Source organism: Sphingobacterium sp. B29 (assembly GCF_001952815.1).
Classification (GTDB): Bacteria; Bacteroidota; Bacteroidia; order Sphingobacteriales; family Sphingobacteriaceae; genus Sphingobacterium; species Sphingobacterium siyangense.
Genome location: NZ_CP019158.1, coordinates 3,551,626 through 3,573,126, shown reverse-complemented (window position 1 = coordinate 3,573,126; position 21,501 = coordinate 3,551,626). Strand labels below are relative to the sequence as shown.

The following is a 21,501-nucleotide window of genomic DNA, read 5'->3' as shown; positions in this document are numbered from 1 at the left end:
CAGGTCATCTGATGTTTTAGTTTATAAAAATTGAATATATTTAGAATGATAGTTTGTATATGCTACAGGAAAATTACAGTTGTTGGATAATTCGGTTAGCAATATCAACAGCTTTTTTCACTTCTTTATCTTTAATTGCCAACATCAGTTCCTCGTGTTGCTGTTGAGAAGTTAAGAAGGGGACTGTATCCTTATAAATCGTCATGAAGAACTTATTGACATGCTCAGATAAGGTTGTATATAAAGCGGTCAAAATACTATTTCCACATGATTCAGCAATTGCACTGTGAAAGGCAATATCAGCATTAACGCATGCGGTCAAATTTCCCATTTCGGCGTATCTAGCTCTATTTTTAAGTGCTTGCGCCATATCTTTGAGACCTTTCGAAGTACGATTTAAGGCTGCTTTTTCAATAATTCGCAACTCTAATACGTGTCTAACTTCAAAAATATCGTTAAAATTGGCTTTCTCAATTTTTGAATCAAGGGCATGATGCCCCGTACTACTTTTGACAAAAGTACCAAGCCCTTGTTGCACATTTAGATAGCCTGATTGACTTAAATATTTGACAGCTTCACGAATGCTGGATCTGCCCACAGCAAATTGCTTCATCAATTCTGGTTCCGTAGGAAGTTTAGATTCTACAGGAAATTCACCCAATTTGATTTTTTCTTCTATTGCCGCGGCAACTTCCTCCGCCAAGGATCTTCGTACGATAGCTTCAGTCTTCATATAATCATATCATCTGATGATTGCAAAGGTAGTAGAATTTTTTGAATTCTTATTTATTTTCAAAAATTTGATCAAACTAACCGAATATTGTTACCACTACAACAGATATTTATTACAGGGTTTACTGAATTAAATTTATTAGCAGTTTTGGATTAATTAACAGAGAGGCTGGTCCTCCAATGTATTTATCTAAAACTTAAAAACATGAAAAAATTAATGATGAGCGTCGTAGCCTTGGCTTTAATGTCATCTGCTACTTTTGCAAAAACAGGTCCAAAATCGGTCGACAACAGCGTTGTTGAAAAATCAACGATTTACGAATCACAAACTGGAAAAACTAATTTGAATATTGTGAGCGAAGCCAAAGAGATCAAACTCGGAAAGTCTCGTACGCTATGTAGATTGACGATGAGTATCTATAATACAAGTGGTCAGTTGATCGAAACTCAAGTTCTAACATACACCAGCTATGGAGCCAATGATATGTATTATAGTAGCTGTGGAGCATGGTTTAGCGCTACCATTCAGAATTACCAAAACTACTATGGTAATCCTAATCATTAAGTATCAATTAATCAAATGATGTAGCGGGGCTAGTATCCCCGCTCATATTTTCCGCAATACAATCCAAAGGAAACTTTTATTTACGATCCTACTACGACAATGAAGATGGCTGCTGCATGCGAACATGCGATAAGGCAGACAGGTGATGATATTAGAAAATCGAGGTACCACTTACCTAATTAAATTGATCGTATTCGGACATTAAATGTCCGAATACGATCAATTTATATTAAAACAGTATGATATCAAACTGTCTTATAGTGGCTTATGTTTTTGGCAATAAAATTGGCATTAGATTTCAATGAAGAATTACAAAGCTAAAGATTGATAGGATAGAAGCTTTGTATTACCATTTAAATGATCATAAATAAAATGAAAGCTTTACCAATTACTGGAATTTTTGCGATACTAGTGTCAACCGCATTTGCTCAAACGGCCCACCAAAAAATAAATGAGATTTCTCATGTAGAATCCAGTCTAATACCCCCTGTTCGTTTTGAGGGTGAACCGACATGGAATATTATATCGCGTATGGAATTCTATCAGGTTCCAGGGGTAAGCATCGCTGTGATAAAAAACTCTGAAGTATTATGGAGCAAAACTTATGGCTTTGCCGATCTCGATTCGAAAACGCCTGTCAGGTCAAATACCTTATTTCAGGTGGCCTCCATGAGCAAGCCTGTAAGTGCATATGCCGCACTGAAGGAAGTTGAGCTTGGCAAGTTGGAATCGAATGTCGATGTGAATTTGTACCTAAAATCTTGGAAAATACCTAAAAATGACTGGACCAAAAGGGAAAATGTTACACTCAAAAATATCGTTAGCCATACTGCGGGACTTACTGTAAGTGGATTCCCGGGGTATCGGATAACAGACCCAATTCCTACAGCGGTTGAAGTACTGAGTGGTGTAAAGCCAGCTAATACACCTATGGTTTATGTTGATAAACTTCCCGGCTCAGATTTTCGATATTCAGGCGGTGGGTATACGGTACTTCAACAGATGCTCGTTGACATTGAAGGAAAAGATTATGGCAGTATTATGGAAGAAAAGGTACTCTCACCTTTGGGTATGAAAAATAGCACTTTTGCCCAGCCTCTTCCTGAATCGAAAAGACAATTTGCGGCGACGGCTTATACGATGGATGGCAAAAAGGTAGAAGGAAGATATCATGTCTACCCAGAACAGGCGGCTGCGGGCCTATGGTCAACAGCAGAAGATTACGCTAGATTCGTAATCGATATTCAACGGACTTTAAATGGCAAAAGTAGTCTTGTTATCTCTAAGAAGATGGCAGAAGAATTCACAAGTCCCTATATTGAACCTATTATAGGATTAGGTGTATTCCTAGAAGATTATAACGGCTCATCTTATTTTTGCCATGGTGGATGGAACGAAGGCTTTAGCTCCTATTTTATTGGAAATAAAACAAGCGGTGATGGAGTAGTTATTCTTACGAACACAAACAAACCTGAATTTATCAACGAACTTGTCCGAGCGGTCGCATTAACTTATCAATGGCCCAATTATCTAGCTCCAATAAATAAAATTTTGCCACTAAGTCCTCAAGAACTGCATGACAATAGTGGACGTTATAGATCTGGAAAATATGGTGTTATAAGGGTCTATAATCAAAATGGCAAGCTAATGTCAGCCCAAAATTTAGACAAGCCTGTAGAATTGGTTAAAGTGTCGGCAAATACATTTGCTATGCGAGATCGAAACGTAAACGTCATATTTTCAAAGGATACCGAAAGCGGTCAATATGAGCTTGTACAGATTTTGCGCGATAAAAAGATTTATTCCAGAAATCCGAAAGTCAATGCAAATGACCGGACTCCGCTGGAGCTTATTTTAGAAGGAAATTTCGAGGATGGATTAAAAGCTTATCAAAAAGCAAAAGAACAGGATAGTTCCAATGATTTGCTTTCAGAAGGTTTCCTGAATGGCGTAGGTTATGAACTGCTCAATCAGCATAAAATAAATCAAGCTGTTGATATATTTAAGGTGAATACGATGCTATATCCTAAAAGTGAAAATGTGTATGATAGTTTAGCGGAAGCCTACCTGAAGTCAGGACAAATAGATAGCGCTAAGGAGAATTATCGAAAAGTTTTTGAAATTAATCCTAAAAATGAAAAAGTCAGTAAGATTTTAGAAACGTTATAACAGAAATATAATGAGTTTTTTTTTTGCTAATTTGCGACCATGTCAAATCAAGCTAATAATTATCGATTGTTTTCCAAGGAAATTCTCTCACTTTGGAAAAGCCAGGATGTATCATATATTAAAGTTGAAGAATTATCCATTGTTGAAGGAATCACTTTTTTTGAACTTATACCAGATTCCGAACTTCTGGATGAAGGTGGGGTAGAAACACTTTATGCTATAGATTCTGAAGATGTGGAGGATATGTTGGTGTTTAGCAAAAATATTCGTTTTGTTGTCCACGACATTTATTTGGATGAAGATGAAGTAAATTAGCTATTAATGATCGACAATTCAAACGGTATTGTCGATCATTAATGTACAGTATTAGGCTGATCTAGGGATAAACTAACTTCTCATATTCAATCTTTCTTCCTGAAGATCTAGTAAACGAAGGTGTTTTCGAATGATCTCTTCGTCCAATAAAAGTTCCTCACGATTTTTATTGATAAGCCAAATGCGCTGGGTTTCGAGGATATCGATATAGATTTTACGGTATTCGGCGTAATTAATGATGATCTCGGAGCTCCGCAGTTGATTTTCATACTTCTGTAGTTGATCCTTCAAGGTAGGAAAACTTTCAACTTTGTCCGCGTAATCATTACGAATCTTGTCAACGGCGACTTGGGCCAATCTGTTCTGAATTTCATAATCGATCTCCTTTTCACTTCTAATAAAGTCTCTATCTACTAATTTGATTTTTCTTAATATAAAAGGGAGCGTCAAGCCTTGAACGAGTAGGGTCAACAGAATCACAACAAATGTGATGAAAAGAATAAGGTTTCGTTGAGGGAAAGGAGATCCATCAGCTAAAGTTAATGGGATGGATAGTGCTGCTGCCAAAGAAACGACACCACGCATTCCCGTCCAGCCGATAATCATTGGCGTTTGCCAACCCGGGGATTGAGCATCTGCGACCGTTATAAAATTTCTCATAATCAAGGTGGTAATTACTGCAGCATACCCTGCAAAAACTCGTACAAGAATAAGGACTATTGTAACTGCTACGCCATATCCAATAGCAGTAGAGATATTGGTATCACCCAATCCAAAAACAATTTCCGGTAAATCTAATCCGATAAGCATAAAGACGATGCCATTCAACAGAAAGCAGAAGCTTTCCCATACGGTTACTGTCCGGATCCGGGATGCACTGCTCAAAAAATCGTGACTACGATAAGAGAGAAATAAGCCGCCACTGACAACCGCAAGAACCCCAGAAGCGTGGAGCTGTTCCGCTACCAAATACATCGAGAACGGTGCAATAAAAGTTAGCAATATATCTGTATTGGAATCGGTTGGTAAAAGTTTGTGCATTTTCAAAAAAACATAGGCAATTGTAAGTCCGATTCCCACTCCACCAATACACATCCAAATAAAGCTTCCGGCGGCTTGGTACCAAACATATTGGCCAGTAGCAGCAGCAATCATTGCAAAGCGAAAAATTATTAATGAGGAAGCATCATTCAACAAACTTTCACCTTCCAGTATGGACGCCAGCCTTTTGGGTACCTTCACGAATTTTAAAATTGCACCAGCACTAACCGCATCGGGAGGGGAAACTATTCCACCCAATAGAAAGCCAAGAGCTAAGGAGAATCCTGGAATAAAATAGTTGGCAAAAACGGCAACGGATAATGCTGTAAAAAAGACGACAACAAAGGCAAAGCTGAAGATAATCCGACGCCATCGCCAGAGTTCTTTCCAGGAAGTTGACCAAGCGGCCTCGTAGAGGAGTGGCGGTAAAAAAATAATGAATATCAATTCGGGTTCTACCTTTATAGGAGGAACTCCCGGGATAAAACTTATTACAAGTCCCGCTAATACGAGTAAAACAGGGTATGCAACCTGAATTTTCTTCGCCAACATGATCAACATAGTGATTAGTAGAACTAAAAAAAGGTAAAACTCAAAATTCTCCAACATATGTAAATTTTAGGTACATAAATATAGATCAAATTTCTAGAAATATTTAAACTAGCTTGGCGGTATTCATGGTTGCCTACGAATTGCTACAAGAAAGTCATCTACCAACTGGACAATTGAAGGCAACATGTTTTAACTTATATTCCTATGGTAAATCTTCCTAAATTAGGCAAAATTTGTCTTTGACTTTACCCCAAGATTTAAAATATTGGATGGTGTCACTATAAACAAAGGTTCGTCTTTTAGGAGTTTTCACTTAAAATCCTGTTTAAACAGCTGCATAGGGCTATATTTTATGGGTAACAACGCGAAGTTGTTAGAATACAACGATAGTAGCATAATTACAACTGGAGGTATTGGTATAAAGGTGGCTGATGTAAAATTTACAGCGTCGGATCTCAGAAGAACTATTTTTGAAGACTGTGAATTTAATGGTGTTAGCTTTCAGTCTTGTGATATGAGAGGCATAAGCTTCGATGGGCAAGTTTTTATGGATGTAAAATTCGATAATGCAGACCTAGCAAACAGTTCATTTAGCGGGGTGATTCTTAGAAATGTTTTCTTTCGGCCAACCTTTGCGCTTACGAATAAATATTATAAGAGTCTTAAAACTATTGATTTTGACGGAGCATCAATGGACAAATTAACCTATGCTGCTCTGAAGGGAGTAGGCGTATCGCTTGAGAATATTGTCCTCCTATAAACAACACTTTACATACAAAGGGCATGGTTCTGCAGGTATGAACCATTGCCTAAGTGCAGTTGCTATACCAATGAAATCCATCAATTTTGGGAGGCTAAATTAGGAGAGTCATCAGTGCAGAATCGGAAAGCTGAATCATTTGAAATCCAAAATACGCTAGACTAAATTATCAAAGAAAGATTGGGAGACGAGTTGTATTCACGATTTCTTTCATCACAAAATAACTTTCCATATGTCTGATTCCCTTGATTGTTGCCAGTTTATTAAAATTGAATTCGTGATAGTGATCGACATCCCTAACCATGACCTTTATTTGATAGTCAAATGCGCCCGTTACGTGAAAACACTCGACTACTTCTGGAAATTTTTGTATCTCTTCCATAAATAACAAGGCACTTTCATTGGAATGTTTTTCCATACTGATGGATACGAGTACCATTAGATTAAGATCAAGTTTTCTTCTGTCCAGCAGAAAGACTTTCTGTTTAAGAACAGAGGTTGCTATTAATTTCTTAATACGTTCGTATACGGGAGTCATCGATAAATTAACACGGTCAGATATTTCCTTGTTACTTATATTCGCATCCTGTTGCAACAGGTCCAGAAGCATGAGGTCTTTCTCATCCAATTTCATGATCGTAGTAAATTAAATCTAAAAAAAGTATATCTAAGACTATAGTTAGATCGTATACACTAGTAAATGATATCTAACCATATTATTTTACTAAAATAGCTATAATCACAGATATATAACACTATCATTTAAACTATATGTAGTAAATTTAGATTAGTTAATTACTATCAATTTACCAACCTAAATAAAATTATGAGTGAGCCTCAATTAAAAAAAGTCCTTGGTCCTGTTATGTTATGGGGATTAGGTGTAGGCTATGTTATCTCGGGAATGTATTTTGGATGGAATCTCGGTTTGGCGGAAGGCGGCACATTGGGATTGGCCATTGCTACAGTATTCGTTATTATCATGTATCTTACATTTACATTCAGCTATACAGAGCTGGCTTGTGCGATTCCTAGGGCTGGCGGAGCCTTTGAATATGCCAATCGAGGACTGGGCAAGCATTTGGGATTTGTCGCCGGTATTGCACAAAATATCGAGTTTGTTTTTGCACCGCCTGCCATTGCCGCTGCTATAGGTGCTTATCTACATTTACTGCATCCTTCGGTTGACTATCTTATTTTTGCGATTGGGGCCTATGTGATTTTCACTTCAATGAATATACTGGGGGTTAAGCTCGCTGCATCATTTGAATTGGTTGTAACTGTTCTTGCGGTTATTGAATTACTGATATTTGCAGGGGTTACATTTCCAGCTTTCGAATTCTCTAACCTTGAGCACAACGCATTGCCCAATGGGTTCTCTGGCATTTTTGCTGCTATTCCGTTTGCTATCTGGTTTTTTCTCGCTATTGAAGGTGTGGCCAATGTCGCTGAGGAAACTATCAATCCACAGAAAAATGTGTTAATCGGTTTTGGATCGGCCATAGTGACTTTAGTTGTGCTTTGTATCATTACATTTTTATCGGCGGTGGGTGTCGGCGGTTGGGAGGCTGTTGTGTATCCTGTCGGAAGTACTGAACCGTCAGATTCGCCGTTGCCACTTGCTATTGCACACGTCATTGATAATCGCCATATTCTTTATAAATTACTTATAGGTGTTGGCCTATTGGGTCTTATAGCCTCATTTCATGGTATCATTCTCGCTGGTGGCAGAGCTACCTTCGAGTTTGGGAGAGTGGGTTATGCACCGTCGATTCTTGGAAAAGTACATCAACGATTTAAGACTCCGGCCAATGCACTCTTAATCAATATGGCTATTGGCATCATAGCATTACTGACCGGGAAGACCGCAGGTATTATTACCATCGCATGTTTTGGGGCAATCTGTCTTTACATTATATCCATGTGGTCATTTTTTGCCTTGCGAAAAAAGGAACCTGATCTGGAACGCCCATTCAAAGTTCCGTTGTATCCGTTGTTTCCAGCGATTGCGTTGATTATCGCTGTCGTTTGTCTCATTGCAATGATATATTATAACCCATTGACAGCTCTATTATTCTTTGGGCTTGTCATCTTATCATACCTTTATTTCCTAATCTTCCTTGACAAGGATAAAACCATCGAATTATGATAACTAAAAATGAAATTATTTCCAAACTAAAAGCATGCACAAGTACTCACGTTAAAGTTGCCGTTGCAGATATAGACGGGGTCTTACGTGGAAAATTCATGCATCGCGATAAGTTTATCTCTGCACTGGACAATGAATTTGGATTTTGTTCGGTGGTGTTTGGATGGGATGTTAACGATCAGGTTTATGACAATGTGGAAATTACAGGCTGGCATACGGGATACGGCGATTTCCCGGCACGTATTGATGGAAATACATTTCGACAGATTCCCTGGCAGGAGGATATTCCCTTTTTTCTAGCTGATTTTGAATCTCCGCTTTCTCAGGACCAAAATGTGTGTCCAAGAGCTCTCCTTAAAACCATAATTTCACAATCGGAGACTGCTGGATTTAAACCAATTTTTTCACAGGAATTTGAATGGTTTAATTTCGTGAAAGCCAATGATGCCTCTTCCCAAAATAGTTTCACAGATATGACACCAATCACATCTGGTATGTTTGGCTATTCTATCTTACGGATGTCCGACAATTATGGTTTTTTTCAGGATCTTTTAGCCATGCTCGAAAGATTCGACGTACCTCTTGAGGGTCTACATACGGAGACCGGGCCAGGTGTACTGGAAGCAGCTATCCAATGTAGTGATGCCCTTGAAGCTGCTGATAGGGCTACGCTCTTTAAATCTGCCGTTAAAGAAATTGGGAAAAAACATAATATTACCGCGAGTTTTATGGCTAAACAGACAAAGGATTTACCAGGTTGCAGCGGCCATGTGCATCAAAGTCTTTGGGATCTCAACAAACAGAGTAACCTCTTTTATGATAAAGAAGATGAACTCGGAATGAGCCAGTTGATGAAGCATTTTCTTGCTGGGCAATTGTATTGTTTACCTGATATTCTACCGTTATTGGCGCCTACTGTTAACAGTTATAAAAGGCTGACTGAAGGAGCATGGGCACCTACAACCCTGACCTGGGGCATAGATAATCGTACCACAGCACTCCGGGTCATTGAAGGTGGCCCTAAAGCCACGCGCATTGAACACCGTGTTGTCGGTTCAGATGTGAACCCTTACTTGGCCATAGTAGCATGTTTGGCTAGCGGGTTGTACGGCATCAAACATAAATTGCCATTGGACAATCGACATACTATCGGAAATGGTTATGAAGATCTGCAACATGGCGTATTACCAAGAAATCTCTACGATGCGACCACTCGAATGGCGCAATCGCAAATAGCATCCGAGTTGTTTGGCCAAAAGTTTGTCGATCATTTTTGTAAATCAAGGTTATGGGAATGGCGACAATTTTCAGAGCAAGTAACAGATTGGGAAACAAAAAGATATTTTGAAATTATATAACTGAACGATGGATACAGCAAAAATTTATGGTTTTAATTTTCCTACACCGATCCGTTTTGGTGCTGGAGTGATCGACGAGCTCCCAGGCTATTTATTGGCCAATGGACTTAGTCGCCCTTTATTGGTAACGGATCCGACTATTGCCGAACTGCCATTTTTTAAGGAAGTTCAACAAAAGCTGACGAACAAAGGGATCGACGTTATTGTCTTTCATGATTTGCACAAAAATCCAGTAAAATCTGATGTCCTTTTGGGAGGAGATGTCTTTAGAGGGCAAAATAGAGATTCAATTATTGGCGTTGGTGGTGGAGCAGCACTCGACGTAGCACGGGCAATTGCCTTGCGCGCAAATCATCATCGTGATTTATTTGATTACGACGATCTGATCGGAGGCGATATCTATGTGACCAACGAGATACCACCATTGATTACTGTACCTACGACCGCTGGGACCGGGAGTGAGGTGGGCCGTAGTGCTATTATTTCAGAAGATGAAACCAAGAAAAAACGAATTCTGTTTAGTCCGAGATTGATGGCAAAAATTGTATTTGCCGATCCTTTGCTTACAATGGACCTGCCACCGTTTATTACGGCGGCAACGGGAATGGACGCACTTACCCACAATATGGAAGCATATTTGGCCAAAGGGTACCATCCGATGTGTGATGGTATTGCGCTTGAAGGAATGGCCATGGTGGCTACTTCGATTGAGTGCGCTACAAAAGAATCTGACTTGCAATCGCGCTCTAAAATGCTTTTGGCATCATTGATGGGAGCTGTTGCATTTCAGAAGGGATTAGGAGTCGTTCATAGTTTAGCGCATCCGCTTTCTTCGCTCCTCGATACTCATCATGGACTGGCCAACGCGGTAAATCTTCCTTACGGCATGCAGTTTAATTATGCGGGTTTTGAAGATCGTTTCGATAAGATGGCCATGGCTTTGGGGCTTGGCAACAATGCTGGAGACAAGGTTGTTGACTATCTGTTTGACCTCAATGTGCGTTTGGGACTGCCTACACAGTTACCCGCAATTGGCGTAAAAAAGGAACATTTGCAACCTTTATCAGAACTTGCGCTTGCAGATTTCTGTCACCCATCGAACCCCAAGCCTGTTAGTAAAGCAGATTTTCTTGCAATTTATGAAACCGCATACGAAGGAAAATGATATGTTAAAAATCGGTATTAGTGCCTGTTTTTTTTATCCAGACCCCGAGAGGACAGTCTTTGGCCACAAATCACTGAGTTATATGGAAAATGATATGGCTCGATGGATAAGTAAAAAAGGTGTTCTTCCTATATTATTGCCGGATCTTGAAGAATCATTGTTAGCGGACATCTTACACCAGATGGATGGTATAGTTCTTCAAGGTGGAAGCGATATAGCTCCTCAACATTATGGCGAGGAACCTATCGGCCCCTGGAAAGGGGACCCTTATCGGGATCAATACGAGCTAAAAATATTGGATTATGCCATCAGAAATCATAAGCCGGTCTTAGGCATCTGTCGGGGATTTCAGTTGATGAACGTGTATTTTGGAGGTACAATGTATCAGGATATCGTTAGTCAGCTTCCTCATTCGGCTGTTCATCGCTCAGCAAGTTTATATGATACAATCAATCATCCGGTCCATATAGAGGCAGGAACACTTTTCGACAGACTATATGGCCATGTTGCCAATCCATTGGTCAACACGGTACATCATCAGGCTGTTAAAGATCTTGGCCGTGATCTCGAAGTGTATGCGCGTTCAGAAGATGGATTTATCGAGGCATTTGGTTATACCAAAGAAGCGACCGGGAAAGTTATGGGTGTTCAATGGCATCCCGAATTTTCCCAAACACAGAAGGGAATACTTTTAGATGAAAATTTGATTTTTAATGTTTTTATTGAACATGCAAAACAACATAGAAATTAGAAATCCTGCAACTGGCGCTGTAGCGGCAACGTTGCCTTCCACCACAACAGTTGAGTTGGAAAATACACTATCCTTACTAAAGCAAGGACAGCACACATGGGCAAAAGTTCCTTTAAAGGATCGTTTAGAGTGCATCATACAATTTGGGCAGCTGATCTTGGCAAATAAACAGGAGCTTGCAGAGATCCTTACCAAAGAAACGGGCAAACCCATAATACAATCGCTTAATGAAATTAACGGAGCACAGAACCGCATTGAACATCTCCGAAAAAATGCTGAAAGATGGCTTTCAGAAGAAGTTATTGTGCGTGATGGCACAACGCTAGAACATATTCGATATGAACCACTTGGTGTAATTGCCAATATTTCTGCATGGAATTTTCCTTATAATGTCGGCTTCAATGTTTTTCTCTATGCCTTGGTTGCGGGCAATGCTGTTCTCTATAAACCTTCTGAATTTGCTACGTTGACAGGCTTGCAGTTTGCAAAATATCTTTATCAGGCAGGCGTACCTGATAATGTATTTCATTGTGTTGTAGGAGATGGGCGGATTGGCGAGCATATCTTATCATTGCCATTGGACGGCTATTTTTTTACTGGATCCTATAAGACAGGAGTGCATATTGCCACGACCGTAGCACATAAATTAGTTCCAGTCCAGCTTGAGTTGGGCGGAAAGGATCCGCTATATGTCACTGAAGATGTCAAAGATATAAAACAGGCGGCAGTGTCGGCAGCTGAGGGCGCTTTCTACAACAATGGGCAGAGCTGTTGTGCTGTTGAACGCATCTATGTTTCAGAACAGATATACGATCAGTTTGTCGAGGCATTTATTGAGGAGGTAGCGTCCTATCGGGTGGGCGATCCATGTGCTGAAGATACATTTATTGGCCCTTTAACCAGAGCTGCTCAACTGGACGTTCTTGAAGAGCAGGTGAAAGATGCCCTTGAAAAGGGAGCAATACTGCGGTTGGGCGGACACGCATTAGAAGGTGAGGGATATTATTATGCCCCAACTGTATTCGAACATTGTAATCACAATATGGCACTTATGCGTGAAGAAACTTTTGGCCCGCTGATAGGTATACAAAAGGTATTTTCAGACGAGGAGGCAATAATGCTGATGCAAGATACGAGGTATGGCCTTACTGCAGCAGTGTTTTCTTCCGATCAGGACAGAGCAATGAATATCCTTGGCAAAATGGATACAGGAACAGTATATTGGAACTGCTGCGACAGAGTAAGCCCTAATGTACCTTGGTCCGGGCGGAGAAATTCTGGTTTAGGTTCAACTTTGTCGGCTCAAGGTATTCGGGCATTTGTTCAGCCTAAAGCCTATCATTTAAGATCCCTATGATTCATATCTATTTTACAGATATAGCCCATTATGCCGATAGTTCATCGGATAATGGGCTTTCCCATTTATACGAAGTTATAAGCCTAGATCCATGAAAATATTGAAACCATATTATCCTCTTAAAGAGCTATTCAAAATGAAAGATGAGTGCGTAGGAATTATTAGCTCGCCTCGTGGTAAAGCTGTCACCAAAGCGATTTATGTCGATCAGATAGATACGCAAGTCGTCACTTAGGAGATATAAGCTGAATGAATTCGCTAAAAATGCTTGAAGACTCTCGCAACATTTTCTATTTTTGTTACAAACAGAAAAGAGATGAGCAATGAAGTGACAGGTTTGAAGCGCGTAGCCACACTATGTATATTAAGAAATAAAGATAAGTTTCTATTGCTAAAGCGCCTTAAAGAACCCAATAAAGATATGTATGTTCCCGTTGGTGGGAAATTAGACCCATTTGAAAACCCGGACGATGCAGTGGTTCGTGAGGTCATGGAAGAAACAGGAATCCATATCACTTCAAAACAATTTTGTGGCTTGTTAACCGAAACATCACCGGTCAATTACAATTGGATCAGCTATGTATATGTATCGGATATCGAATATATAGAGGCACCCTATTGTAATGAGGGTGACCTCGAATGGATCTCTGCAGACGAACTGGAATCTATTCCGACCCCTTTAACCGATCTTTATATTTATGATTATGTGGCTAAGGGAAAACTGTTTGCTTTTAATGCCGTATATGATTCAGACCTAAACTTGACGGGGCTAAGGGAACAATATGATGGTACCAAGATCAAGTAAACTACTTAAATTGAATTAAAATTAGAATGATTATCAATAAAACTGCCATTAAAGTCATTGCATTCGATGCAGATGATACATTATGGATAAACGAGCCATATTTTCAAAAAGCAGAACATGATTTTTGCGCACTATTGGAAAATTATCTTCCACAACATGCAGTATCAAAAGAGTTATTTGAAACAGAAATGAACAACCTGTCCCTCTATGGGTATGGTGTGAAAGGCTTTATTCTTTGTATGATAGAGACTGCCAGCCGTATTTCGGCTGGACAGCTATCGCTGAAGACAATAGACAAAATCATAGCGATTGGACAGGATTTATTAAAGATGCCGATTGAATTATTGGAAGGTGTCGAAGATACGCTGGTAAGGCTTAGTCCACATTATAAATTAATTGTAGCCACAAAAGGTGACCTTTTGGATCAAGAAAGAAAGCTAAAAAAATCGAGGCTCCAAAAGCATTTCCATCATGTGGAGATTATGAGCAACAAGAAAAATGAGGATTACATAAAATTATTGAACAAAATTGAATGCCCCGCCGAAAATTTTATCATGATCGGAAATTCAATCAACTCCGATGTGCTGCCAGTATTGGAATTGGGAGGGCAGGCAATACATGTCCCTTACCATGTGACCTGGACACATGAGCAAGCTAGTGATGAGATTAAACCAAGCAATTTTCTTCAGGTAGAAAGTCTGAATCAACTACTACCGATTCTGCTTTAATCTAAAATGCGTATCTAGATGCGCATTTTTAGTCATTTCAATACCACTATTTTTAATCGTTATCCTCCATACCGATCTGCAGTCGGTTCAGTGCATTCGTCAAAATGATCCTCGCGGTTAGGTCGACGATCTGTTTATCGCCGAACACAAAGCATTAACTGACTATTCCCCTGCAAAGAGCTGCGAAACAATTAACTGATTTCTTTTGTTATTCATTAGTACAGTTAACCTTTCACATGGCAATAATTACGAAATATCTATTTTTCTTTTTACCTCTTTTTATTTTAAGCTGTAAGAGCAACCAGCAAAAAGGGGATACCTTCTATTTTGGTGGAAATATTGTAACGATGGAAGATGATTTTCCTCAAGTAGATGCTTTAGTATTAAAAGACGGGAAGATTCTTTTCGTTGGTAACCGGAAAGAAGCAGATCCCTATATAGGAGAAAACACCAAACAGATCGATTTAAAAGGAAAAACTTTATTGCCCGGCTTTATTGACGCCCATGGCCATATCACTTCAAGAGCAGGGATGGAACAGGCAGTAGATTTATCTCCAAGTCCATACGGTACCGTTAATTCAATACCCGATCTTCAAAAGGCTCTATTAACAGTTATTAAGCAAACAAAACTGGGGGCGGCTGTTCCTGTATTAGGAAATGGTTATGATGACGCCATCATGCTTGAGCATCGTCATCCGACTCGTCAGGAATTGGATGCAGTCAGTACGACAAATCCCATTATTGTCATTCATGCTTCTGGTCATGCAAGCGTTGTCAATAGTGCGATGTTGAAGTTATTAGGTATTGCCGAAAATGTGAAAGACCCCGAGGGAGGGCATTATGGCCGAAGCCCTGATAATCGACTAAACGGTAAATTGGAAGAAAATGCTTCTTTCGCCGCGTTGGTGAAGTTAACGGATATGATTCCCAAGCCCAAACAGGCAGAAGATAAACTATCCCAATCCCTAAAAGATTTTGTCAAAGCGCAGGACGAATGGCTTAGCTATGGTCAGACAACGATCTGTGATGGACGTTCGATGGGAGTGAGTGTTGGCCTGTTAAAGGAAGCCGCTTCGAAAAATCTTTTAAAGGCTGACGTGGTTTATTTTCCGGATTTTGAAGCAAACAAAGCCGAATGGAAATCCTTTAAACCCAATTACATGAAATACGAAAAGCACTTGAAATTTGGTGGATTTAAATTCTCGGACGATGGTTCCCCTCAAGGGAAGACAGCCTGGTTGACAGAACCATACCTCATTCCCCCAGAAGGCCAATCGGCCGACTACAAAGGTTTTCCAATTTTTTCAGATGAGACCCTCTACAATGATTTAAAAACAGTGTTTTCAAATCATATTACGGCGCAATTACATGTTAACGGCGATGCGGCTATTGATCAAGCACTTCGTGTGATCGGCAAATTGAAAACCGAAGGAATTTATAAGCCTGAGCTTAGGGCAACCTTGATACATGTGCAGAACAGCCGACCTGATCACATCGCCAAGATAAAAGAGATCGGTGTTATTCCTTCATATTTTTCGTCCCATGTTTATTTATGGGGGGATTGGCACTATCAAAGTGTTTTTGGCCCCAAACGTGCGGCGTTTATTAGTCCAGCTCAATCAGCAAAAAAAGCAGGAATATTGTTTACCATCCATCATGATAGTCCTGTAACACCTCCCGATCTAATGACTGGGGTGTATGCTGCGGTCAACCGGACGACACGTTCGGGTATGTTATTGGGGCCAGATGAACGAATTGATGTAAGGGACGCGCTCAAAGCAATTACGATCAATGCTGCCTATCAGTATCAGGAAGAAAAAGATAAAGGCTCTCTTAAAAAAGGAAAACTAGCTGATTTAGTTATTTTGGATCAGAATCCGTTAACAATTGACCCAAAAAAATTACGGGATGTCAAAGTAGTTGAAACCATCAAAGAAGGGAAGACAGTCTTTAAGCGAAATTGATCAATCTGCAAATCCAATAAATAAAGACATCATTTTAAACCACATTTTAATTCGCAATTGTTTGGGAACAACCCGCTATTATTGTATGTTTTTGCCATTCTATTGGGAGGATGACGCTAAGTAGAATTCCTCGTTTTCAAAAGGATCAAATGTTGAAATAAAACAGGAGAGTTGCATAACGATACAGCAGCATCAAATCTTCTTCTTTTAAAAAAAAATATAGCGAATAATAAATCGCCGCATGCAAATATAAAATGGTCTTTAACTCTTGTGGCTTGTGGCCTATCTTTATAAGATAATCAGTTCAAAAATTCATTTTTAAATGAATTGATCTATTTTATCGTACGATGCGAGGAAGTTCATCTCAGATAGGATCCTTCTCTTACTAAAATCAAGAAATAAATATGAAATTGATGTTGATATTTTTTTTTTCGATAAACCTTGTTTACGGTCAATCTATACCAAATTTAACAGTAGGTTATGGAGATCGGTATAATAGCCTTCCTAAATTAGTATTCAATACGGCTACAATAGAAGACTATCGTAAAGCAATTAGCTCCAATAATATTGTCAATAAAACTCCTACTATTGAAGGAAAAAACCTTTTGATTCAAACTGGCAAAGGCGAGTTAAAGTTCAAGAAATATAGTTTTTCAGCAAATCAGGGTGATGGATTTCGGGGCTGGGAGTATAAAGGCTATCTTCCCCAACTAAAAATGCATATTCTCGTAAGCAATCATGTTTCCGAATCATTAGGTTTTAGCGATCTGGTTTTAATCGATAGCACCAATGGTAGTCAACATACAATTGCTTCAATTGGCGACGCAGCAGTTGAAATACCAATTCCTTCTCCAAACGGATATTTTCTTGCTTACTATTACAATCAGGTATATACTTCGAATAGTTGCTTTATTGGGGTTATTGCCGTCCATAGTGGAAAAGCTCCTTTCCGAATCAAATTTTCCGAATACAACAGTTTTGAAACGGACAATTGGGCAGTGGAAAATATCAGATGGGTCGATAACACGACAATTATCATAAAAGCCTTTACGCTTAAGAAAATTGACAATGAAAACAGCAAGCAGTTTGCATACTACACTGCCCGATTAAGACAAGAAAACAACAAGTAAGGTATAGTGACTTGCTGATCACTTGAGTAATAACGAATCGATTTATTTAATAAGGTAAAGTAGTATCTACTTACCTCTTAAAAACTTTATGAAAATACGACATAATATCATCATTTTAACTGCCGCAATTTGCTCTTGTAACAACCCTAGCATCCTCCAACAAAAAAGGGATGTGAAGCAATTAGAACATCTTATTGACGGAAAAGTAGCAATCTCCCAGCAGCAGATAGATACTGCACCTACCTCACATACTGCGAATAACGTGAAGGCTACAACAACAATAAAGTTCAATGAATTTGTCGTTTCAATTCAAGGAATGGCCATTTTTGATCCAGAAAAGATGGATCAGCTACAAAGGGATACGGTAGAGATCGATGCAGAAGTCGGAGAAAGTATCGAGGGAAGTTATATTTCTATTTTAAGTGATCAGATTAGTGATTTGATGGTGGAACAACGCTATGAAACCAGCGTAACTATTATGAACGAAGGGCCCCATTGTGATCTTACTGATTGGAAACATTTTAACTCAGACTGGAAGTCTTTAAAACAAGTTAGGAATGGACTATTTTTTAGTGAAGAATATACCGATCAGGACTATCGATCCTTTCCTAGCGTGTCTATGGACGAGTTGAGACAAAAAGTAAAAGAGCACTGTGGTGAAGAATGGTTTAAACTTTTGGCTAAAGTAAAATCGCCAACTGAATATCCATCAGCAGTCAGCGTAAGCCGGTATTTTTTACGGATCACATGTCGTCGTAAAGACAACGGTAAAGAATTCACCAAATTTATCATTATCAAAACTCCTATGGGATGTTAGTAGTTTAGTTGCTGAATCACAAAACTACGATTTTCCAAGTTATAACTATCTATGCGAAGGAATTATGAGAAAGTAATGTAACTTCAAAAGAGTCCGTATTATTTTAACGATGGTTTTATTATTTTTGCTACCTATTGAACCAATGAAATACCAATTCAAGAACACAACGATGAAATTAAGCCTATTGACTAAAGCTATTTTTACTATAGCATTCTTATTTTTAACAGAGAATAATATTTTCGCTCAAACCAAATATCAAAAGGATTTTTACGAGTTTTGGTCTGACATCAATAAACATTACGCCTATTTAGAAAGTCAAAATATCGACTGGAATAAAGTCAAAGAGATTTATTCAGCACAAGCAGAAAAAGTTAGAAACGACAACGAGTTTATTCAGTTACTTGAAAATACGTTGAATGAGCTGTACAATGGGCATTCATCATTAAGCATAAATCTTAATACGTCGAACAGGTTAATTCCATCGTGGTCCGACATACGTGTAGAAAAAGATCAGAACAAATATTTAATAAAAGACTTAAGAAAAGGTTTTGGTGCAGATTTAGCTGGGTTAAAAATTGGTATGCAAGTAACTCTTTTCAACGGAGTATCAATAGATGAACAGTTAAAAAGTTTCTTACCTCGATTTACAGATTATCACAGTCCAAAGATGTATCAGTATGCTTTAGATATGCTTTTTGCAGGAACTCACGATAAAAAACGAGTGATTACCGTAGTTGAAAACGGAGAACGCAAGACATTTGAACCAGTGAGCTATGCCAATAGGAATGAATTGTTGTATTATAAAGTTATAAATGAAAACACGGGGTATGTCAAAATCAATAATTCACTGGGAAATGACAACTTGATCGGTGAATTTGATAAAGCTCTTGACAGTTTGATTTCTAATAAAAACCTTATTTTGGATTTGACAGAAACTCCTAGCGGTGGAAATTCAACTGTTGCGAGGGCCATTATGGGCCGGTTTGTCAATAAAGTTCTACCTTATCAGATTCACGAATTTGATGAGAAGGATTATGACACAAAACGACATTGGGTAGAGTATGTAAGTCCACGTAAGAAAACCTACAAGGGTAATGTGTATATCCTCGTGGGACACTGGACAGGAAGTATGGGAGAAGGGATAGCTATTGGTTTTGACGCGCTAGATAGCGCTACAGTTATTGGCACACCTATGGCGGGACTATTAGGCGCAATTTCAAATTTCCGTCTCACAGAAACAAAAATTGGATTTCAATTTCCGACTGAAAGATTGTATCATATCAACGGAATACCAAGAGAGGATTTTATTCCCAAGATTTTATGTAAAAATATCGAAGAAACATTAGAAAAAGCTAGGGAGGTGGCTTTTTAGATTAATTAGGGGATTCCGACTCAGTTTGCCCTAAAACTTGTGGAGCAATGTTATGATCAATGTGAACAAATAAAAAGTTTATGCTTAATAAAGTTAACGATACTTTTATCCTTCTTTTGTTTATGCTTCTTTCCAACTACTGCAAAGCACAAACGGAAAATAAGAGCTTGAATATACCTGTATTTGTTAAAGGATCTACCTTTTTTAACGCGGATAAAAAAAACTGCATAGCACTTCCATTTGGATATTCAAATATTTCAAAACAACTACCTATCGACTCCATATTGTCTGCTATACAAGATCATCGTGGCTTAGAAAATCTTTATGCGCTCAAATTTGAGCAATTACTCAAAAACGATCTCATGGTGCTACCAGAAGCATATGACGTTTCTTTTCCATTTGAGCAAGCTATAGGTAAAGAATATAGTCATATTAAAATTGCCTCTAATTTTCTCAGTTATAGAGGGTATTCGCTGCATTTTTTAGCTGTATATAATGCAGTCCTTTATAGCGAGCCATTCATAGAAAAAATATATTTAATTTCAGTAAAGAATGGGAAGCCAGTTGATATAAAAAGAATATATCTTCATCATGAGGGAGAAATGGGATTCACGGACTATACATTATTTTATATAGATAAAAACTTTATAATCTCATTGCGGGATTATGAATTTAATGAAAATCCCTTTAGACAGAAACCTGTTTATCAATTTCAGCTTTTACACAACGGAACATTTGTCAGATACTATGATCAGAATGGTTTATATAAAACTGATGAAGAACAGGGCTCAATAAAAAATCACCACAAAGAAGGAAAATGGATAGAATTTAAAGCAAATCGGTATGTGGATTTACAAGAATATCCATCATTTACAGATTCGTATACGTACTTGGAAGCAAGGTATAAAGGAGGTCTTCCTGATGGCAAATGGAACTGTTATAAATTATTGCAAGAATATAATGAAGAAACGGGTGAACCAATAATCAACACAAGAAAAAAAAGGCCCGTTGGTTTATACTGAACTATACAAAAATGGGGTATTGGAAAAACGAGAGTATGTTCTTGATAAATAGGCCGTCTGTTATAAGTGATAAAACATGTAACTTGTATTTGAAAAGGCAAAAAGGTTCTTAAGTTCCTTTCTACAAGAACTTAAAATATGAAAATAATACTATAGTTGCTATTCGTTTTGTAATTTGCAAACAGTGGATATAGCCAACAAAAGGCAAAATAATAGACGTAGATTCTTAATTATGGAAATAATCATCAGACAAGCAAAAGAAAGCGAAATCAATGTATTAATCGAGTTTGAACAAGGAATTGTTGAAGCTGAACGACCTTTTGATAATACATTGAAGTTAGGCGAAATTCATTATTATGATCTCCTAGAACTGATCAGGTCCAGGGAGGCTGAAGTTCTTGTTGCAATTGTTGACAATCAAGTTGTCGGATCAGGATATGCGAGATTATTGGATGCAAAACCTTATCAAAAATATGAAAAGTATGCTTACCTCGGATTTATGTTTGTTAAACCCGAATATCGAGGGCAGGGTATCAACAAAATGATTTTACATCGATTGATCAACTGGGCAAAAGAAAGAAATATTTCAGAAGTAAGACTTCAGGTTTATGAAGAAAATACGAGTGCAAAAAAAGCCTATGCAAAGGCAGGATTTAGACCAAATCTTCTGGAAATGCGTATGGAAATCGATGATTGATAATAATGAAAATTCATTGGGATAATTTCTATAACAAATTAAAAAAAAGACA

20 protein-coding genes are annotated in these 21,501 nt (G+C 38.4%); 17 read left to right on the top strand and 3 right to left on the bottom strand.

All coding sequences use genetic code 11. From position 1 onward, the window contains the following. Positions 1–73 precede the first annotated feature (73 nt). A complete protein-coding gene (locus BV902_RS15085) occupies positions 74–733 on the bottom strand; it encodes a FadR/GntR family transcriptional regulator (protein WP_075992647.1) in 660 nt (219 codons plus the stop codon). A gap of 216 nt (positions 734–949) precedes the next feature. On the opposite strand from BV902_RS15085, the gene BV902_RS15080 reads away from it, so the two are divergent. The 3 genes from BV902_RS15080 to BV902_RS15070 all read left to right on the top strand — a co-directional run bounded on the left by BV902_RS15080 (position 950) and on the right by BV902_RS15070 (position 3,781). After that, entirely contained in the window at positions 950–1,297 is a 348-nt protein-coding gene (locus BV902_RS15080; protein ID WP_157626098.1) for a hypothetical protein, read from the top strand. A gap of 372 nt (positions 1,298–1,669) precedes the next feature. Then, a complete protein-coding gene (locus tag BV902_RS15075; protein ID WP_172840690.1) occupies positions 1,670–3,466 on the top strand; it encodes a serine hydrolase in 1,797 nt (598 codons plus the stop codon). Positions 3,467–3,505: 39 nt separating this feature from the next. Then, positions 3,506–3,781 carry a hypothetical protein gene (locus tag BV902_RS15070; protein ID WP_075992644.1) on the top strand — a complete coding sequence of 92 codons (276 nt, stop codon included), beginning with the start codon at positions 3,506–3,508 and terminating at the stop codon, positions 3,779–3,781. Positions 3,782–3,853: 72 nt separating this feature from the next. Here BV902_RS15070 and BV902_RS15065 read toward each other — a convergent pair whose 3' ends face one another. Further along, entirely contained in the window at positions 3,854–5,431 is a 1,578-nt protein-coding gene (locus BV902_RS15065) for a Na+/H+ antiporter (protein WP_075992643.1), read from the bottom strand. 295 nt (positions 5,432–5,726) lie between these two features. Between BV902_RS15065 and BV902_RS15060 the strand changes: the two genes are divergently transcribed. After that, on the top strand, positions 5,727–6,134 hold the full coding sequence (locus BV902_RS15060; RefSeq protein WP_075992642.1) for a pentapeptide repeat-containing protein: 408 nt from the start codon (positions 5,727–5,729) through the stop codon (positions 6,132–6,134). Positions 6,135–6,303: 169 nt separating this feature from the next. Here BV902_RS15060 and BV902_RS15055 read toward each other — a convergent pair whose 3' ends face one another. Then, a complete protein-coding gene (locus tag BV902_RS15055) occupies positions 6,304–6,768 on the bottom strand; it encodes an Lrp/AsnC family transcriptional regulator (protein ID WP_075992641.1) in 465 nt (154 codons plus the stop codon). 192 nt (positions 6,769–6,960) lie between these two features. Between BV902_RS15055 and eat the strand changes: the two genes are divergently transcribed. The 13 genes from eat to BV902_RS14990 all read left to right on the top strand — a co-directional run bounded on the left by eat (position 6,961) and on the right by BV902_RS14990 (position 21,449). After that, positions 6,961–8,283 carry an ethanolamine permease gene (eat, locus tag BV902_RS15050; protein WP_075992640.1) on the top strand — a complete coding sequence of 441 codons (1,323 nt, stop codon included), beginning with the start codon at positions 6,961–6,963 and terminating at the stop codon, positions 8,281–8,283. Next, positions 8,280–9,641, top strand: coding sequence for a glutamine synthetase family protein (locus tag BV902_RS15045; RefSeq protein WP_157626096.1), 1,362 nt, complete (start codon positions 8,280–8,282; stop codon positions 9,639–9,641). The genes eat and BV902_RS15045 overlap by 4 nt, the downstream gene beginning before the upstream one ends. A gap of 7 nt (positions 9,642–9,648) precedes the next feature. Next, positions 9,649–10,806, top strand: coding sequence for an iron-containing alcohol dehydrogenase (locus BV902_RS15040; RefSeq protein ID WP_075992639.1), 1,158 nt, complete (start codon positions 9,649–9,651; stop codon positions 10,804–10,806). Then, on the top strand, positions 10,781–11,557 hold the full coding sequence (locus BV902_RS15035) for a gamma-glutamyl-gamma-aminobutyrate hydrolase family protein (RefSeq protein ID WP_216640358.1): 777 nt from the start codon (positions 10,781–10,783) through the stop codon (positions 11,555–11,557). The genes BV902_RS15040 and BV902_RS15035 overlap by 26 nt, the downstream gene beginning before the upstream one ends. Beyond that, entirely contained in the window at positions 11,535–12,914 is a 1,380-nt protein-coding gene (locus tag BV902_RS15030) for an aldehyde dehydrogenase family protein (RefSeq protein WP_157626094.1), read from the top strand. Before BV902_RS15035 ends, BV902_RS15030 begins: the two co-directional genes overlap by 23 nt. 316 nt (positions 12,915–13,230) lie before the next feature. Continuing rightward, positions 13,231–13,719, top strand: a complete 489-nt coding sequence (locus BV902_RS15025; protein ID WP_075992637.1) for an NUDIX hydrolase — start codon at positions 13,231–13,233, stop codon at positions 13,717–13,719. Positions 13,720–13,745: 26 nt separating this feature from the next. Next, a complete protein-coding gene (locus BV902_RS15020; protein WP_075992636.1) occupies positions 13,746–14,447 on the top strand; it encodes an HAD family hydrolase in 702 nt (233 codons plus the stop codon). A gap of 236 nt (positions 14,448–14,683) precedes the next feature. Then, complete coding sequence (locus BV902_RS15015; protein WP_083663632.1) at positions 14,684–16,411, top strand: amidohydrolase; 1,728 nt, start codon at positions 14,684–14,686, stop codon at positions 16,409–16,411. Between the two features lie 413 nt (positions 16,412–16,824). Next, complete coding sequence (locus BV902_RS15010) at positions 16,825–17,541, top strand: hypothetical protein (protein ID WP_157626092.1); 717 nt, start codon at positions 16,825–16,827, stop codon at positions 17,539–17,541. A gap of 172 nt (positions 17,542–17,713) precedes the next feature. Beyond that, complete coding sequence (locus tag BV902_RS15005) at positions 17,714–18,358, top strand: hypothetical protein (RefSeq protein WP_237241656.1); 645 nt, start codon at positions 17,714–17,716, stop codon at positions 18,356–18,358. 142 nt (positions 18,359–18,500) lie between these two features. Beyond that, complete coding sequence (locus BV902_RS15000; RefSeq protein ID WP_083663821.1) at positions 18,501–19,730, top strand: S41 family peptidase; 1,230 nt, start codon at positions 18,501–18,503, stop codon at positions 19,728–19,730. Positions 19,731–19,810: 80 nt separating this feature from the next. Next, a complete protein-coding gene (locus BV902_RS14995; protein ID WP_157626090.1) occupies positions 19,811–20,752 on the top strand; it encodes a hypothetical protein in 942 nt (313 codons plus the stop codon). A 232-nt stretch (positions 20,753–20,984) separates the two neighbouring features. After that, complete coding sequence (locus BV902_RS14990; RefSeq protein ID WP_075992633.1) at positions 20,985–21,449, top strand: GNAT family N-acetyltransferase; 465 nt, start codon at positions 20,985–20,987, stop codon at positions 21,447–21,449. Positions 21,450–21,501: the final 52 nt, after the last annotated feature.

Bases quoted from the DNA above. Each gene is read 5' to 3' on its own strand.
- BV902_RS15085 (WP_075992647.1), bottom strand. From the start codon at position 733: ATGAAGACTGAAGCTATCGTACGAAGATCCTTGGCGGAGGAAGTTGCC.
- BV902_RS15080 (WP_157626098.1), top strand. From the start codon at position 950: ATGATGAGCGTCGTAGCCTTGGCTTTAATGTCATCTGCTACTTTTGCA.
- BV902_RS15075 (WP_172840690.1), top strand. From the start codon at position 1,670: ATGAAAGCTTTACCAATTACTGGAATTTTTGCGATACTAGTGTCAACC.
- BV902_RS15070 (WP_075992644.1), top strand. From the start codon at position 3,506: ATGTCAAATCAAGCTAATAATTATCGATTGTTTTCCAAGGAAATTCTC.
- BV902_RS15065 (WP_075992643.1), bottom strand. From the start codon at position 5,431: ATGTTGGAGAATTTTGAGTTTTACCTTTTTTTAGTTCTACTAATCACT.
- BV902_RS15060 (WP_075992642.1), top strand. From the start codon at position 5,727: ATGGGTAACAACGCGAAGTTGTTAGAATACAACGATAGTAGCATAATT.
- BV902_RS15055 (WP_075992641.1), bottom strand. From the start codon at position 6,768: ATGAAATTGGATGAGAAAGACCTCATGCTTCTGGACCTGTTGCAACAG.
- eat (WP_075992640.1), top strand. From the start codon at position 6,961: ATGAGTGAGCCTCAATTAAAAAAAGTCCTTGGTCCTGTTATGTTATGG.
- BV902_RS15045 (WP_157626096.1), top strand. From the start codon at position 8,280: ATGATAACTAAAAATGAAATTATTTCCAAACTAAAAGCATGCACAAGT.
- BV902_RS15040 (WP_075992639.1), top strand. From the start codon at position 9,649: ATGGATACAGCAAAAATTTATGGTTTTAATTTTCCTACACCGATCCGT.
- BV902_RS15035 (WP_216640358.1), top strand. From the start codon at position 10,781: ATGAAACCGCATACGAAGGAAAATGATATGTTAAAAATCGGTATTAGT.
- BV902_RS15030 (WP_157626094.1), top strand. From the start codon at position 11,535: ATGCAAAACAACATAGAAATTAGAAATCCTGCAACTGGCGCTGTAGCG.
- BV902_RS15025 (WP_075992637.1), top strand. From the start codon at position 13,231: ATGAGCAATGAAGTGACAGGTTTGAAGCGCGTAGCCACACTATGTATA.
- BV902_RS15020 (WP_075992636.1), top strand. From the start codon at position 13,746: ATGATTATCAATAAAACTGCCATTAAAGTCATTGCATTCGATGCAGAT.
- BV902_RS15015 (WP_083663632.1), top strand. From the start codon at position 14,684: ATGGCAATAATTACGAAATATCTATTTTTCTTTTTACCTCTTTTTATT.
- BV902_RS15010 (WP_157626092.1), top strand. From the start codon at position 16,825: ATGTTGATATTTTTTTTTTCGATAAACCTTGTTTACGGTCAATCTATA.
- BV902_RS15000 (WP_083663821.1), top strand. From the start codon at position 18,501: ATGAAATACCAATTCAAGAACACAACGATGAAATTAAGCCTATTGACT.
- BV902_RS14995 (WP_157626090.1), top strand. From the start codon at position 19,811: ATGCTTAATAAAGTTAACGATACTTTTATCCTTCTTTTGTTTATGCTT.
- BV902_RS14990 (WP_075992633.1), top strand. From the start codon at position 20,985: ATGGAAATAATCATCAGACAAGCAAAAGAAAGCGAAATCAATGTATTA.